The organism is Mesorhizobium sp. M0062 (genome assembly GCF_040323125.1).
GTDB lineage: Bacteria > Pseudomonadota > Alphaproteobacteria > Rhizobiales > Rhizobiaceae > Mesorhizobium.
Map to the genome: position 1 here is coordinate 80,542 of NZ_JAMYUO010000018.1, position 14,979 is coordinate 95,520.

At 62.8% G+C, this 14,979-nt stretch carries 11 protein-coding genes; 6 read left to right on the forward strand and 5 right to left on the reverse strand.

Translation table 11 applies throughout. The features are described from left to right. The first annotated feature begins 117 nt into the window (after positions 1-117). The 3 genes from NKJ64_RS20750 (at position 118) to NKJ64_RS20760 (ending at position 4,096) form a co-directional block, all read left to right on the forward strand. Positions 118-1,554, forward strand: a complete 1,437-nt coding sequence (locus NKJ64_RS20750) for a glutamine synthetase family protein (RefSeq protein WP_023681878.1) — start codon at positions 118-120, stop codon at positions 1,552-1,554. Positions 1,555-1,688: 134 nt separating this feature from the next. Then, positions 1,689-2,975 carry an NAD(P)/FAD-dependent oxidoreductase gene (locus tag NKJ64_RS20755; RefSeq protein WP_352463242.1) on the forward strand — a complete coding sequence of 429 codons (1,287 nt, stop codon included), beginning with the start codon at positions 1,689-1,691 and terminating at the stop codon, positions 2,973-2,975. 275 nt (positions 2,976-3,250) lie between these two features. Continuing rightward, on the forward strand, positions 3,251-4,096 hold the full coding sequence (locus tag NKJ64_RS20760) for an SH3 domain-containing protein (RefSeq protein ID WP_023753884.1): 846 nt from the start codon (positions 3,251-3,253) through the stop codon (positions 4,094-4,096). Between the two features lie 21 nt (positions 4,097-4,117). On the opposite strand, the gene NKJ64_RS20765 is transcribed toward NKJ64_RS20760, so the two are convergent. The 3 genes from NKJ64_RS20765 to NKJ64_RS20775 all read right to left on the reverse strand — a co-directional run bounded on the left by NKJ64_RS20765 (position 4,118) and on the right by NKJ64_RS20775 (position 7,720). Continuing rightward, positions 4,118-5,413 carry a Mur ligase family protein gene (locus tag NKJ64_RS20765; RefSeq protein ID WP_023753883.1) on the reverse strand — a complete coding sequence of 432 codons (1,296 nt, stop codon included), beginning with the start codon at positions 5,411-5,413 and terminating at the stop codon, positions 4,118-4,120. 85 nt (positions 5,414-5,498) lie between these two features. Continuing rightward, positions 5,499-6,794 carry a Mur ligase family protein gene (locus tag NKJ64_RS20770; protein ID WP_352463254.1) on the reverse strand — a complete coding sequence of 432 codons (1,296 nt, stop codon included), beginning with the start codon at positions 6,792-6,794 and terminating at the stop codon, positions 5,499-5,501. A gap of 179 nt (positions 6,795-6,973) precedes the next feature. Next, positions 6,974-7,720, reverse strand: a complete 747-nt coding sequence (locus NKJ64_RS20775; RefSeq protein WP_027049416.1) for an SDR family oxidoreductase — start codon at positions 7,718-7,720, stop codon at positions 6,974-6,976. A gap of 320 nt (positions 7,721-8,040) precedes the next feature. Between NKJ64_RS20775 and zwf the strand changes: the two genes are divergently transcribed. The 3 genes from zwf (at position 8,041) to edd (ending at position 12,096) form a co-directional block, all read left to right on the forward strand. Then, positions 8,041-9,510, forward strand: a complete 1,470-nt coding sequence (gene zwf / locus NKJ64_RS20780; RefSeq protein WP_023753881.1) for a glucose-6-phosphate dehydrogenase — start codon at positions 8,041-8,043, stop codon at positions 9,508-9,510. Continuing rightward, entirely contained in the window at positions 9,492-10,208 is a 717-nt protein-coding gene (pgl, locus tag NKJ64_RS20785; RefSeq protein WP_023753880.1) for a 6-phosphogluconolactonase, read from the forward strand. Before zwf ends, pgl begins: the two co-directional genes overlap by 19 nt. 64 nt (positions 10,209-10,272) lie before the next feature. Then, positions 10,273-12,096 carry a phosphogluconate dehydratase gene (edd, locus tag NKJ64_RS20790; protein ID WP_023753879.1) on the forward strand — a complete coding sequence of 608 codons (1,824 nt, stop codon included), beginning with the start codon at positions 10,273-10,275 and terminating at the stop codon, positions 12,094-12,096. A 77-nt stretch (positions 12,097-12,173) separates the two neighbouring features. On the opposite strand, the gene NKJ64_RS20795 is transcribed toward edd, so the two are convergent. Together NKJ64_RS20795 and NKJ64_RS20800 are read right to left on the reverse strand one after the other, a co-directional pair. Next, entirely contained in the window at positions 12,174-13,826 is a 1,653-nt protein-coding gene (locus NKJ64_RS20795) for a vWA domain-containing protein (RefSeq protein ID WP_352463244.1), read from the reverse strand. A 149-nt stretch (positions 13,827-13,975) separates the two neighbouring features. Continuing rightward, positions 13,976-14,974, reverse strand: a complete 999-nt coding sequence (locus tag NKJ64_RS20800; protein ID WP_032891834.1) for a GlxA family transcriptional regulator — start codon at positions 14,972-14,974, stop codon at positions 13,976-13,978. Positions 14,975-14,979 lie beyond the last annotated feature (5 nt).

Genomic DNA, 14,979 nt, shown 5'->3' on the forward strand with positions numbered 1-14,979 from the left:
GGTTGACCCTAATCTGCGTGGCGCGATTTTCAACCAGGAAGGCGAAGACAGGCAGCTCCCCTTCCCTTCCATCACCGGCAACAGCTATACTGTGATAATTGCAACCCAAACTGGTGAATGATGCCGCCTGCGAAAAAGGAAGTCCGTCCGTCGACCCGCGGAGGACGCGTCCGAACGCCTGCCTTCGTGAAAAATCAACGCGGCGTGAAGAACTGGAAGGAAGTCAGCGCCTGGCTGGAATGGCGCGGCATCGAAGACATAGAATGCATCACGCCTGATCAGGCTGGCGTCGCGCGCGGCAAGATGATGCCGTCGAAGAAATTCACTTCCAACACCTCGCTGGCGCTGCCATCGGCAGTGTTCATGACGACGATTTCGGGCGGCTATCCCGAGGATGGCAACGGTTTCCACTATCCGGAGGATGATGGCGACCTAAAGCTGATGCCGGATCTGTCGACGTTGACCGTCGTGCCGTGGGAAGAAGACCCGACGGCCGCCGTCATCTGCGACCTCGTCCATCAGGATGGCCGTTCGGTCGAGTTCACGCCGCGCAACGTCCTGAAGCGCGTGGTAGCAGCCTATGACAAGCGCGGGCTGAAGCCGGTGGTGGCGCCCGAGATCGAATTCTACCTGGTGCGCAAGAACCCCGACCCGGATTACCCATTGACGCCACCAGTCGGGCGTTCCGGGCGGCCAATCGGCGGCGGAGCCGGCTATTCGATCGCCGGCGTCAACGAGTTCGACGAACTGATCGACGACATCTACCATTTCTCCGAAAGCCAGGGCCTGGAGATCGACACGCTGATCCACGAGGAAGGCGCCGGCCAGCTCGAGATCAATCTGCGTCACGGCGATCCGGTCGAGCTCGCCGATCAGGTGTTCATGTTCAAACGCACCATTCGCGAGGCAGCGCTGAAGCATGAGATCTATGCCACCTTCATGGCCAAGCCGATCCAGGGCCAGCCAGGTTCTGCCATGCACATCCACCAGTCGATCATCGACAAGAAGACCGGGCTGAATATCTTTTCGGCGAAGGACGGCTCGGAAACCGACGACTTCTTCCATTTCATCGGCGGCATGCAGAAGCATGTGCCGAACGCACTGGTGATGTTTGCTCCCTACGTCAATTCCTACCGCCGGCTGACGCAGTCGGCCTCGGCGCCGGTCAACAACAAATGGGGCTATGACAACCGCACCACGGCGTTCCGCGTGCCGCGCTCGGATCCGGCGGCGCGGCGTGTCGAAAACCGCATCCCGTCTTCCGACGCCAACCCCTATCTGGCGCTGGCGGCCTCACTTGCCTGCGGGCTGATCGGCATCACCAACAAGATCAAGGCCGAGCCTCCGGTGCTGACCACCGCAAACGCCGATGAGATCGACCTGCCACGCGGCCTGCTCGAAGCCGTCGACCTTTTCGAAGGCGACGAGGAACTATGCGCTCTTCTGGGCAAGTCCTTCGCCGCAACCTATGCAGCGATCAAGCGGGCGGAGTTCGAGACCTTCATGGAAGTGATCAGCCCGTGGGAGCGGGAGTATCTGTTGCTCAACGTGTGAGCGGCGACTTCGTCGTGTGAATGGTGAATAGTGAATGGTGAGTAGTTTCATATTGGATGGATGAGCGCAGACGTCGTGCGTCTCGCAGCCATTCACCATTCACCATTCACCATTCACCATTGGCTGGTGTCCCCATGCCTTACCAATCACCTATCTCCCCCGGTCGCTCCTGGTACGAAGACACAGCCGGACCACGCCCTGAGTACCCTGCCCTGGACGGCGACCGCAGCTGCGACGTCGTCGTCGTCGGCGGTGGCTTCACCGGGCTGTCGGCGGCCGCTCATTTGGCGAAGGCGGGAGCCGACGTCGTTCTGATCGAAGCGCATCGCTTCGGCGACGGCGCTTCAGGGCGCAATGGCGGCCAGCTAGGCACGGGCCAGCGCGCCTGGGCCGAAGAGATGGAGGCCGAATACGGCTTCTCCCGCGCCAAGGCGCTGTTCGACCTTGCCGAAGAGGCGAAAGCGCACCTGCTCGAATTCGCCGCCGTCAACCAGATCGACATCGACTATATGCCGGGCCAGTTGTCCGTGGCGCACAAGCCGCGTTATCTCGACGACTACAAGGCACATGCCGAGATCATGGCCGGCCGCTTCAATTATCCGCACATCGCCTTCATGGATGCCAGGGAAACGGCCGAACGGCTGGGCTCCACACGCTACTTCGGCGGCACCCGCGACACCGGCACCGGACACATCCACCCGATGAAGCTGGTGATCGGCACGGCAAAGGTGGCGGCAGCGGCCGGCGCGCACCTGTTCGAGCAGACACTATCGACCGGTGTTACCTCCAGCGGCGGCAAGGTCAGGGTGACGACTTCGAGAGGAACCATCACCGCCCAGAAATGCCTGATCGGTGTAAATGCCTATGGCGGCACGCTCGAGCCGGTGAGTGCCGCGCACATCATGCCCATCGGTTCCTTCATCGGCGCGACGGTGCCGCTGGGCGTCGATTCGAAAGTGCTGCCGGGCGGCGAGGCGGTCGACGATTCGCGTTTCGTCGTGCGTTATTTCCGCAAATCCAGGGATGGAAGGCTGCTGTTCGGCGGGCGCGAGGTCTATGGCGTCAACGATCCGAAGGACATCCATGTCCATATCCGCCGGCAGATAGCCGAGCTTTATCCGGAACTGAGCGATGTCGAGATCACCCATGGCTGGGGCGGCTATGTCGGCATCACCATGCCCAGGAAACCGTTCGTGCGCGAGGTGATGCCCAATGTGATCTCGGCCGGAGGCTATTCCGGCCACGGCGTGATGCTGTCGAACTTCTTCGGCAAGCTCTATGCCCAGGCCGTCGCCGGCAACCGCGACAGACTGAAGCTGATCGAGGACCTGAACATCCCGGCTTTTCCAGGTGGCCGGCGCTTTAGAACGCCATTATTGTTCCTCGCACTGAACTGGTTTGCCCTGAGGGACCGAATATAGGGAAAGTATCTCATATCAGCCGGGGCTGGTACTGAGCCGATTCTATTGAGCTGTTGGTTGCCGCAGCGAGACGTTGCAGAATCCTTAACAAGAGCGCACAATTCCCCTGAGGGCGCACTGATGCCACAATCAAGGGCAAAGGATGCCGGTTCTGGGCGATTGAACGGGGATTTCTGCGGGCCTGCCCGCTTTGTTGTTGGGACCGATGCCGATCGAATGCCGGGCTGCCGGCGCCGATCGAAAGAACACCGGCTCATCTTTTGGAGGTGGCAAGAGTGAACGAGCCCTTCAGTTTCGGCGCGCCGGAACGTCGGCGGTTCGCCATGCAATTCGGTTATGACATGCGGCCCTCCTTCTGGCAGGGGGTGCGCACGAATTCGCATCTGGTGATCGCCGCGGTCGGCACCGCAGCGCTGCTTGGCGTGGCGGGCATAGCGCTTTGGCTGGCGTTGCCGGCCAGCGACCGGCAAGCGATCGCCAGCACACAGCAGAACGTTCCGACTTTTCCGGTCAAGACGACCAAGATTGCCCCCGTCGCGGCCACGGCCGCCGCGGTAGCGGCGCCACAAGCCGCGCGCAAGGGCGACGCGGTTTCATCGACGGTCGCTGTGGGTGGGGCTGCGATGCCGCCGCTGTCGGCCAACGATCCGCGCTGGACTGCGGCGCAATCCAACAGCGACCCTGCCGCGACGCCATCCGATCAGGCGCCTACCGAGCAGGCTGCCGCCAAACCGTCCGATGCCGCGGCATTCGAAGAACCGGCGGCCCAGGGCGACGCCACGACGCAGTTGTCAAAGGTCGCTGCTCCCGCCAATGACGACGACGCGGAAACCGCCGCCATACCGACGCCAAAACCGCAACTTCCAGACGAGCAATCTTCCGCCGCAACGAACGATACCCAGGCCAAGGCCAAGCCACAGAAGGTGGCTGCTGCCGCCGGCACCGGACGCATCCTCAGGGCGGTGACAATGCGCAGCGGTCCGCAGAAAAACGCCGCCGCCATGGGGACCGTGCCCGCCAAGTCGTCGGTGCAGGTGATGAGTTGCAAGAAATGGTGCCAGATCGTCTACAACGGCAAGCGCGGCTGGATCTACAAGAGCTACATCAAGACCGGGGCTTGAGACGCAAGCCGCCAGATCTGGTCAGCCGCCGAGCAACCACCTGAAACGGTGTCTCCTGCGAGCAAGTTTGCGCTTCGCCAGGAAATCCCGGTGTTCCTCGAACGGCACCTCGTAGAGGCCGCACATTTGGCAGCTTTCCGACTTGCGGCATATCGGGACCCAGCATTTGACGTCGTGTGTCCAGGCGAGCGCGATCCTTTCCAGATGAAGGTTGGACGAACTTTTCAGCAGAATCAGTTCTCCTGGGACTGCCGTCCGTTTGATATGATCCGAAACTTCCTTGGCAGTGCGAAGCTCAATGAAACGGCCGCTGTCGCGGTCGGCCTGGCTGGCGCGCGAGCGATGCGCATTGTCGCCGGTATAAATGACCTCATCGGCGATTTCGCGCGCGATGTTGTAGGCGGCGCCGTATTTCCTCGACGAGCCGGCGTAGTCGGATATCTGCCCCAGCACAATGCGCTTGCGAGCACCCTTGGCCTTTGCAATCATCTCCAGGGCAATGTTGAGCGAATGCCAGGGCGCTTTGGCCGTATCGACCAGGAATTTCGGACCCGCGGATACCTCTTGCACCGTAGAGCGGTTGGGCAGTGGTGCAAACGATGCCGTTCTCGCTACGACTTGCTCTGGCGGGACGCCAAGTTCCAAGGCGGCGGCAACAGCCGCTGCAGTCGGCAGCCAGAATTGCTCGCCGGGAAAAGGCGCTTGAATATTCAGGCTGCCACCGCGCCAATGAAGGGTGAACCGCAGCAATTCCGGATACGCGGCATGCACGTCACTCACGCGGTAGTCTGCCTCGCCGGACTGGCCGAAGGTCGCAATCCGGCATTTCGCGCCAGACGCCATGCCGATCACCAGTGGGTCATCGCAATTGAGAACCGCAAGTCCATCAGGTTGGAGTGCCCCGACCAGCGCCCGCTTCTCTCCCGCCACAGCTTCCAGAGTCTTGAACTTGCCGAAATGCTCCAGACGGATCATCGTAACCACCGCCACACTCGGCTTCAGCATCTGCGCCATGGCGCTGATCGTGCCGAAGTCGGAAGCGCCGGCTTCGAAAACGACGTAATCGACTTTGCCGGCCTTCCTCAGGCGCTTGTAAAGCGTTCGGATGAGCGCAGGCATTGTATTGGCCTGGGCCTGTAGATGCACCTTGCCTTGGGCGGCCAGTATGTGTGCAAGCAGGCTGGTGGATGTGGATTTGCCGGAGCTGCCGGTAATGCCGATGAACGTCGCCTTGTTACGCGCCCGCACCCAGCGCGCCTGCAGCCGTCGCAGCGCCCAGCCCAAGTCCTTGCGAATTTTCAGCAATTCCAGTTTCACACCCCGCCAGCTTTTAGCCCAGCCTAATATGCGTCGTGCCAAGTTCCAGAGTCAAACGGGCGCTGGCGTGCTTCAGCCAAAGATTCTAGCGGCCGAGGAGCCGCAGCAGTCTGTGCTTGCGGCGCTTCGATTTTCTCTGCGCCACAAACTCACGGTGCTGCTCAAACGGCACTTCATAGAGGCCGCATTGCTCGCATCCCTCGGTCTTGCCGCATACCGAAACCCAGCACTGGACGTCGTGGGTCCAGGCAAGAGCGACACGCTCGAGGTGCAGATTGGACGAGCTCTTGAGCAGGATCAACTCGTCACGCTGCGCGGTTTGGGCGATGTAGTCCGACACTTCCCTGGCCGTGCGCAATTCGATGAAGCGGCCGCTGTCGCGATCTGCCTGGTTCGCCTTGGAGCGATGGGCATGATCGCCGGCATAAATCACCTGGTCTGCAATCTCGCGCGCGCTGCTGTAGGCTTGGGCATATCTGTTATTCGAGCCGGAAAAATCCGATAGCTGGCCAAGAACGATACGTTTTCGCCCGAATGTCGATCCGGCTACCATGTCGAAGGCAAGGCTCAGCGAATGCCAGGGCGCCTTTGCGGCATCCACGATGAAGTGGGGGCCGCCCGCGGGGACGAGCACCTGGCCGCGATTTTCCAGAGGCTGGAACGTCGCGGTTCTGTCCTTGACCATCTGCGCAGGCACGCCCAGTTCAAGAGCGGTTGCAACCGCCGCTGACGTCGGCAGCCAGAAATGCTGGCCGGGGAACGACGTCTCGATATCGAGCACACCGCCGCGCCAGTGGAGCGAGAACCGCAACGGCTTGGGATAGGCTGCCTCGATATCGCTGACGCGATAATCCGCCTGCTCCGATGTGCCGAATGTGACGGAACGGCAATAGCTCGCCGAGGCCATGCCCATCACAAGAGGATCATCGGCATTGAGCATCGCGAAGCCGCCCGGCTCCAGCGCCGCGACTAGGGCGCTCTTTTCTCGAGCGACGTTTTCCACAGTCTTGAAACTGGCCCGATGCTCCAGCCGGACCATTGTGACAACAGCCACGTCGGGGCGAAGCAACTCGGCCATGGGCTTCATTGTATCCGGGCCGAATGCAGCAGCCTCGAAGACGACGTAGTCGGTTTTGCCGCCCTTTCCCATTCGCCTGGATAGGGTCGAGACCAATAGTTTCATCGTGTTGGCCAGAACCTGTGTATGGACCGAACCATGACCGGCCAGGATGTGTCCAAGCAGGCTTCCCGCCGTGGTCTTGCCGGAGCTTCCGGTAATGCCGATGAAAATCGCCTTGCTTTGTGCCCGCGCACGCGTGGCCAGGTAAAGCCGCAGCCGCCATCCCAGATCGTAGCGACTTTTCTGCTGCCTGATCTTCATCACCCGCCAACACTATCCACGATCCGTTATGCCTTTCGGGGGATCGAGAAGTCAAACTGGGGTCCGGCGTGACGACGTCAACTGTTCGTTCCTCGGCCGGCCGGCGCACCGATGCGAACTCTTGCCGACATTGCTCTGTCTGCCATGCATTGCGAACAGCGAGGTACTTCCCGAATTGCTCAAATGCAGCGGCCGCCGTCGACCTCCAGCGCCACACCGGTGATGAAGGCGGCTTCGTCCGACGCAAGCCAAAGCGCAGCGTTGGCGATATCGAGCGGCGTCGACAGACGGCCGAGCGGTATCGAGGCACGGAATTTCTCGCGGATCTCCGGCGTGTCAGTGCCCATGAATTTCTCCAGCATGCCGGTCTCGCCGGCGACCGGGCAAAGGCAGTTCACGCGGATGTTCTTGGGCGCGAGTTCGACCGCCATCGACTTGGTCGCGGTGATCGCCCAGCCCTTCGAGGCATTGTACCAGGTGAGCCCCGGCCGCGGCCGCAGACCGGCGGTCGAAGCCGTGGTCAGGATGACGCCGCCGCCCTGCCGCTCCATGATCGGCACCACGGCAAGTGCGGCGTGGTAGATCGCCTTCATGTTGACTGAAGTGATCAGGTCGAAGGTCGCCTCGTCGACGTCGAGCATGTCTCCATTGCGATGGGTGTAGCCGGCATTGTTGACCATGATATCGATGCGGCCGAAGGCGCTTTTTGCGGCATAGACCATCTCGTCGAATTCGGAACGCTGCGAAACGTCGGTCTGGGTCCAGATCGCGGCCTGGCCGATCTCTGCTGCAACGCGCTCCGCGCCCTTGGCGTTGAGGTCGGCGACGACGACCTTGGCGCCCTCTTCGGCAAAGCGCCTGGCCATGCCTTCGCCGAAACCTGACGCAGCACCCGTGATGACGGCAACCTTGTTTTCCAGACGCATGCTTTTTCCGCTCATTGAAGACCCACCTCGCAAGCGCATTTTCCTTTTTGTTTGATGCGTGTCTGTCTCCCAGAGCCGCTTCGCACTTCTGGGCGACACGCATTAGCTTTCGTCACATTCCCGCTTTATGTTGCAGGCGCGAAAGCCCCGGACCATCGCTTGACGAAAAGCCTCCGGGTGGCAGCCAGTGTCAAGGCACATTTGGAGCGAATCAATATGCAGTGATTTGGCCTCGATGTGACACCATGGCACTGGATAGTTTAAATCGATTAGATTATATCCTGCCGCGTCACAGCGAGCGGCGTCAAAGCGGACAGACCATGACCAGCCAGATCATTCCCGTCGAGCCTTTCGACTTCATCATTTTCGGTGGCACCGGCGACCTGTCGGAACGCAAGCTGCTGCCCTCGCTCTACCACCGCCAGCGCGACCACCAGTTTTCCGAGCCGACCCGCATCATCGGCACCTCGCGCTCCAAGATGAGCGACGAGGAATTCCAGGCTTTCGCCAAGCAGGCGATTTCCCAGCATGTTAAGCCGGCCGACATCGACGCCGAGGAACTCAAGACATTTCTTGCCCGGCTGTCCTACGTATCGGCCGACGCGACGACTGGTGTCGGCTTCGACAAGCTGAAAAAGGCGATCGGCGAAAGCGACCGCATCCGCGCTTTCTATCTGGCGGTGGCGCCGGCGCTGTTCGGCGACATCTCGCACCAGCTGAAAGCCCACAATCTCATCACGCCGAATTCACGTATCGTGCTGGAGAAGCCGATCGGCCGCGACCTCGATTCGGCGCGCAAGCTCAACGACGTGGTTGGAGACGACTTCCACGAAAGCCAGATCTTCCGCATCGACCACTATCTCGGAAAGGAGACGGTGCAGAATCTGATGGCGCTGCGCTTTGCCAACGCGCTCTATGAGCCGCTTTGGAATTCTGCCCATATCGACCATGTGCAGATCACGGTGGCCGAGACCGTCGGTCTTGAAGACCGCGTCACCTACTACGACAAGGCCGGCGCGCTGCGCGACATGGTGCAGAACCACATGCTGCAGCTGCTCTGCCTGGTTGCCATGGAGGCGCCATCGTCGATGGATGCCGATGCCGTGCGCGACGAGAAGCTGAAGGTGCTGCGGGCGCTGAAGCGCATCAACGGCAATGAGGCACCCAAGCACACCGTGCGCGGGCAGTACCGCGCCGGCGCCTCTGCAGGCGGCGCGGTGAAAGGCTATGTCGAGGAACTCGGCAAAGACAGCTCCACCGAGACCTTCGTCGCCATCAAGGCCGAGATCGGCAATTGGCGCTGGGCCGGCGTGCCGTTCTATCTCCGGACCGGCAAAAGGCTGGCGACCCGCGTTTCGGAAATCGTCATCGAGTTCAAGCCGATCCCGCATTCGATCTTCGGCGACAGCGCCGGGCCGATCTCAGCCAACCAACTGGTGATCCGGCTGCAGCCCGACGAAGGCGTCAAGCAGTTCATCATGATCAAGGATCCAGGCCCGGGCGGCATGCGGCTGCGCCAGATTCCGCTCGACATGAGCTTTGCAACATCTTTCGACGGTCGCGCGCCGGACGCCTATGAACGGCTGATCATGGATGTTATCCGCGGCAACCAGACGCTGTTCATGCGCCGCGACGAAGTCGAGGCGGCATGGAAGTGGATCGACCCGATCCAGAACGCCTGGGAAAGCGCCAGGCAGGAGGCGCAAGGCTATACGGCCGGCACATGGGGTCCCTCGGCCTCGATTGCGCTGATCGAACGCGACGGGCGGACATGGCACGAAAGCAATTGAGCGAGCCCGTCTACAACTGGAACGGCTTTGCCGGGCGCCAGGATCTGGCGGCAGCCCTTGCCGGCAATGTCGCGGCGCGCCTGACCAAGGCCATCGACGGGCGCGGCACGGCCCTGCTTGCCGTTTCCGGCGGCACCACGCCGGCAAAGTTCTTTGCAGCACTTTCGGCCATTCCGATCGCCTGGAACAAGGTGACGGTGACGCTGGTCGACGAACGGTTCGTGCCGGCCTCCTCGCCGCGCTCGAATGCGGGGCTGGTCGCGGCCAACCTGCTGCAGAACAAGGCGGCTGCCGCGCACTTCGTGCCGCTCTACCATGAGGCGGCAAGCATCGAGACCGCCGCGGCGGCCGACGATGCGGCGCTGAAGGCTCTGCCCTGGCCCCTCGATGTCGTCGTGCTCGGCATGGGCGGCGACGGCCACACCGCCTCGTTCTTTCCCGACGCCGAGAATCTCGGCGATTTGCTCGACCCGGCCTCATCAAGGATCGTGCTGCCGGTTCACGCGGCAAGCGCCGGCGAACCCCGGTTGACGCTGCCGCTGGCGCGGATCGTCGACGCCGGCTTCATCGCGCTGCATATAGAAGGCGAGGACAAGCGCACCGCCTTCGACGGTGCGATGGGACCGGGTGCGAAAAAGCCCATCCGCAAAGTGCTCGAAGCGGCACCCATCCCGGTAGAGGTGTTCTGGGCACCCTGATTTCACGCAAAGCAGTCCCGGCAGACGGTGGAGGACGTTCTTCCGGGGCTCGAAAGGACCGACCATGACAGCCAGACGCGACATCGAAGCCATCACGGAACGCATCCGCCAACGCTCGAAAGCCGGCCGCGAGCGCTATCTCGGCCGCATCGCCGAGGCCTCCAGCCGCACCGCCAACCGGGGCGTCCTGTCTTGCGGCAACCTCGCGCATGGCTTTGCCGTCTGCAGCCCGTCTGAAAAGCTGGCGCTCGGCGCCGACAAGGTGCCGAACCTCGGCATCATCACCTCCTACAATGACATGCTGTCGGCGCATCAGCCGTTCGAGACGTTTCCGGCGCTGATCAAGGATGCCGCGCGCGAAGTCGGCGGCATCGCGCAGGTGGCCGGCGGCGTGCCGGCCATGTGCGATGGCGTGACCCAGGGACAGCCCGGCATGGAGCTCTCGCTGTTTTCGCGCGACGTGATCGCCATGTCCGCGGCGATCGGCCTGTCGCACAACATGTTCGACGCCGCCGTCTATCTCGGCGTCTGCGACAAGATCGTACCGGGGCTTGTGATCGCGGCTCTCACCTTCGGCCATCTGCCGGCGGTGTTCGTGCCGGCCGGGCCGATGACGACGGGCCTGCCCAATGACGAGAAGGCCAAGGTTCGCCAGCTCTATGCCGAGGGCAAGGCCGGACGCGCAGAACTGCTCGAAGCGGAGTCTAAATCCTATCACGGGCCGGGCACCTGCACCTTCTATGGCACCGCAAATTCCAACCAGATGCTGATGGAGATCATGGGCCTGCATACGCCCGGCGCGTCCTTCGTCAATCCAGGCACGCCGCTGCGCGACGCGCTGACGCGCGAGGCGACTAGGCGAGCCCTGGAGATCACCGCGCTCGGCAACGCCTACACGCCGGTCGGCCGCATGATCGACGAGCGCTCTTTCGTCAATGGCGTCGTCGGCCTGCACGCCACCGGCGGCTCTACCAACCACACCATCCACCTCATCGCCATGGCGGCGGCCGCCGGCATCACGCTTACCTGGCAGGACATTTCCGACCTGTCGGAAGCGGTGCCTCTTCTCGCGCGCGTCTATCCGAACGGGCTTGCCGACGTGAACCATTTCCATGCCGCCGGCGGGCTCGGCTTCCTGATCCGCGAATTGCTCGACGAAGGCATCCTGCATGAGGATGTGCAGACGGTATGGGGCGAAGGCCTGAGGCCCTATGCGGTCGAGGCCCGGCTCGGCGAAGATGGCGGCGTCCTGCGTGAAGCCTCGCCGCTGCAGAGCGGCGACGAGAAGGTGCTGGCGCCGTTCAAGAAGGCCTTCCAGCCGACCGGCGGCCTGAAAGTGCTCGCCGGCAATCTCGGCCACGCCGTCATCAAGACGTCCGCCGTGAAGCCGGAACGCCGCGTCATCGAGGCGCCGGCCAAGGTGTTCGACAGCCAGCAGGGACTGAACGAAGCCTTCAAGGCCGGCACGCTGACCGGCGACTTCATCGCCGTCATCCGCTTCCAGGGCCCGAAGGCAAACGGCATGCCGGAACTGCACAAGCTGACCACCGTGCTCGGCATCCTGCAGGATCGTGGCCAGCGCGTCGCGCTGGTCACGGACGGGCGCATGTCTGGCGCTTCCGGCAAGGTGCCGGCGGCGATCCATGTAACGCCGGAAGCGGTCGAGGAAGGGCCGATCGCCAGGATCCATGACGGCGACATCATCCGGCTCGACGCCGATGCCGGCACGCTGGAAGTGCTGGTGCCGGGGCCCGAGCTCGCGCTGCGCCGCACGGCCGACATCGATCTCATCGGCAACGAGTTCGGTTTCGGCCGCGAGCTGTTCGCCGGTTTCCGCCAGCTGGTCGGCCGCGCCGACCACGGCGCCAGTGCTTTCGGCACGGCCTGAGGCATCATTGCCTATTTTGTAAAAAAGGCGGCTCGAGCTCGGTTTGAGGCCGCCCTTTGGTGAGGGATGGATGGCGATTACGGCTGAACCGTAATCTCGCTCCGTTCGCCGGCCTTGACCGTCACCGGCATTTCCTTGTCATGGCCCTGATCGGACATGTGGCGGAGGACGACATAGTCGCCGGCCGGGATAGTCTGCTGCCAGGTGTCGCCATAGCTCAGGCCGAGCGCCTTGCGGTTGCCCTGGATATCCTTCTTCGACGACAGCACCTCGATCGAATAGGCGCCCGGCGCCGACATCACCAGCACGCCGGCATCGAGCGTCACCTTGACGTCCTTGACGTCGCCAACCTTGACGCTGAAAGGCTGCTCGACGGTTGCGAGCTCAAGCGAGGTGACCGCGACATAGTCGTCCGGCGCCAGCCAGAATTTGCTGTCGGGCCCATAGGAGTGGGCGACATCGTCACGCGAGCCGTCGATCTTCTTCTTGGCCTTGACGATCTGGACGCCGATGCCCGAGGAGTCAGCCTTGTCGCCGCCTGCGGTGTAGTAGGCGTTGACGGCGGCATGGCCGACGCCGACGACTATGTCCTTTTCCACAGTCTGCCCGGCGGCGAGCTGGATGGTCTCGGTCACCGAGCCGCTGCCGATCGCAACCGTCACCTTCTGCTCACCAGCCGGCACGATGATCTTGGTGTCGCCATAGTGGGTGGTGCTGCCGCCCGGGAAGGCGAAGTCGACATGGGCTTCGTCACTGATCTCGGCGCCCTGGCTTGGCTTCGGATGGATGAGCATGGTCCCGGCGTTCAAGGTGAAGAGCGGCTTGTAGACCTGGCCCGCCTCGATCTTGACCTTCTGTTCCGCCCAAGCTTCGTCGGCGCGCGCGACGACGACATAGTCGCCCGGCTCGAGATTGGCCTCGTAGTTGTTGTACTGGGTGGTGACGGCCTCGCCGCGCGTGCCATCGGCCTTGGCCTTGTAGACCTCCCAGGCATTGCCGTCGGTGATCGGATCGCCGCCTTCCGCCATGACCACGCTCGGGATGAAATTGAATTCGGGCTTTGCCGGGGCAGGCGCCGGAGCGGGTTCGGGTGCCGGCGCCGGAGCCGGCGCGGCGACGGTTTCGACCAGTGCTTCCTGCAGCGCCTTCTCGTCCGAGGCCTGGATATATTTGCCGCCGGTGTTGTCGGCAAGGCAGGCGATCTGCTTGCCCTCGTCAGCGGTCAGGCCGAAGCCGACGACGTCGACGGTGAAATCGACGCCTGAGGCCTCCAGTTCCTTGCCCAGCGCGCACGGGTCACCTTCGCAGGTTTCAAGCCCATCGGTGATGAGAACCACGGTCGCCTTGTCCTCGGTGTATTTCAGAGCTTCGGCCGCCTGCTTGACGGCTGCGGTCAGCGGCGTCTTGCCGAGGAATTTCAGGCTGTCGGCAGCGGCCGAAATGGCGCTAGCCGAGCCGGCTTGCGGCGGCACGATCAGTTCGATGTCGTCGCAGCTGCCCTTTTCGCGGTGGCCATAGGCCATGAAGCCGATCTCGTCGTCGCCCGGGACCGACTGCAGTACGGTCCTCAGCGATTCGCGCGCGATCTCGAGCTTCGGCTTGCCGTCAATCTGGGCCCACATCGAGCCCGAAGCGTCAAGAATGATGATGACCTTGTTGGCGGCAAAGCCGAGCGAAGTCATCGACAAAAGGAGCAGCGCCGCAGCGACGCTCCGCAAAAGTCCCGCCATGGAAATCTCCTTGAGACCGCCCTCTGATCCGCGCCGGAAGCTATTTGACGGCGCGTCCGGGCACAAGCCCCGGAGCGGGTCACGAACGGTTGCCGTGTAACAGGATCGGCGCCGGCCGAGGCCTGTTCCGAGGCCGGCTCAGCACCGCGTCAGTACGTGGTGCGCCGCTCTTCGGAAGGCGGACGGCCGAACTGCAGCCGATAGCTCTGCGCGAAATAGGAGTGCGAGGTAAAGCCGGTGGCAATGGCCACGTCGAGGATCGGCATGTTGGTCTGGCGCAGCAGTTCGCGCGCCCGCTCAAGTCTGAGCCGCATGTAGTAACGACCGGGCGTGACGCTCAAATGGCGCAGGAACAAGCGCTCGACCTGGCGCACCGACAGGCCCGCCGATTTGGCAAGCTGCACGGCTGATAGCGGCTCGTCGAGATGGTCGGCCATCAGTTCGACGATGCGCCTTAGCTTCTCCGACTTGCCGGTCAGGTCGCGCTCCGGCCCGACGCGCTGGCGGTCGCCGGCGGAGCGGATGCGCTCATGCTGGAACTGGTTGGCAACGCCGTTGGCGAGGTTCGAGCCGAAGTCGCCACGCACGATCTCCAGCATCAGGTCGATCGAGGTGGTGCCGCCGGCGCAGGTGTAGCGCTTGCGGTCGATCTCGAAGACGTTGCCGGTGCAATTGATGTCGGGAAAGCGCTCGACGAAGCCGGCGCGGTTTTCCCAATGGATGGTGCAGCGATAACCTTCGAGCTGACCGGCTTCGGCCAGGAGGTAAGAGCCGACCGACAGCGCGCCGAGCGCATTGCCGCGCCGGCCCCAGCTGCGCAGCGCCGCCAGCACCTTGCTCTTGCCGGGGAACTCGACCGACAGGCCCACCGACACGAACAGGATATCGACGGGCGGCAAATCGGCGACGGCATAGTCGATCTTGAGCGGCAGGCCGTTGGAGGCCATGACGGGATCGCCGTCGGCCGAGACCGTCGTCCAGCCATAGAAATCGCGGCCGAGCAGGCGGTTGGCCGAGCGGAAGGTATCGATCGCCGCTGCCAGCGAAAACATCGAAAACTTGTCGACCAGCAGGAACGCGAATTGCCGGCCCCCTTGAACGGGATCATCCACGACCGGCCGTTCAGAGGGTACAGTAAGGTTCGGCAAAGAAG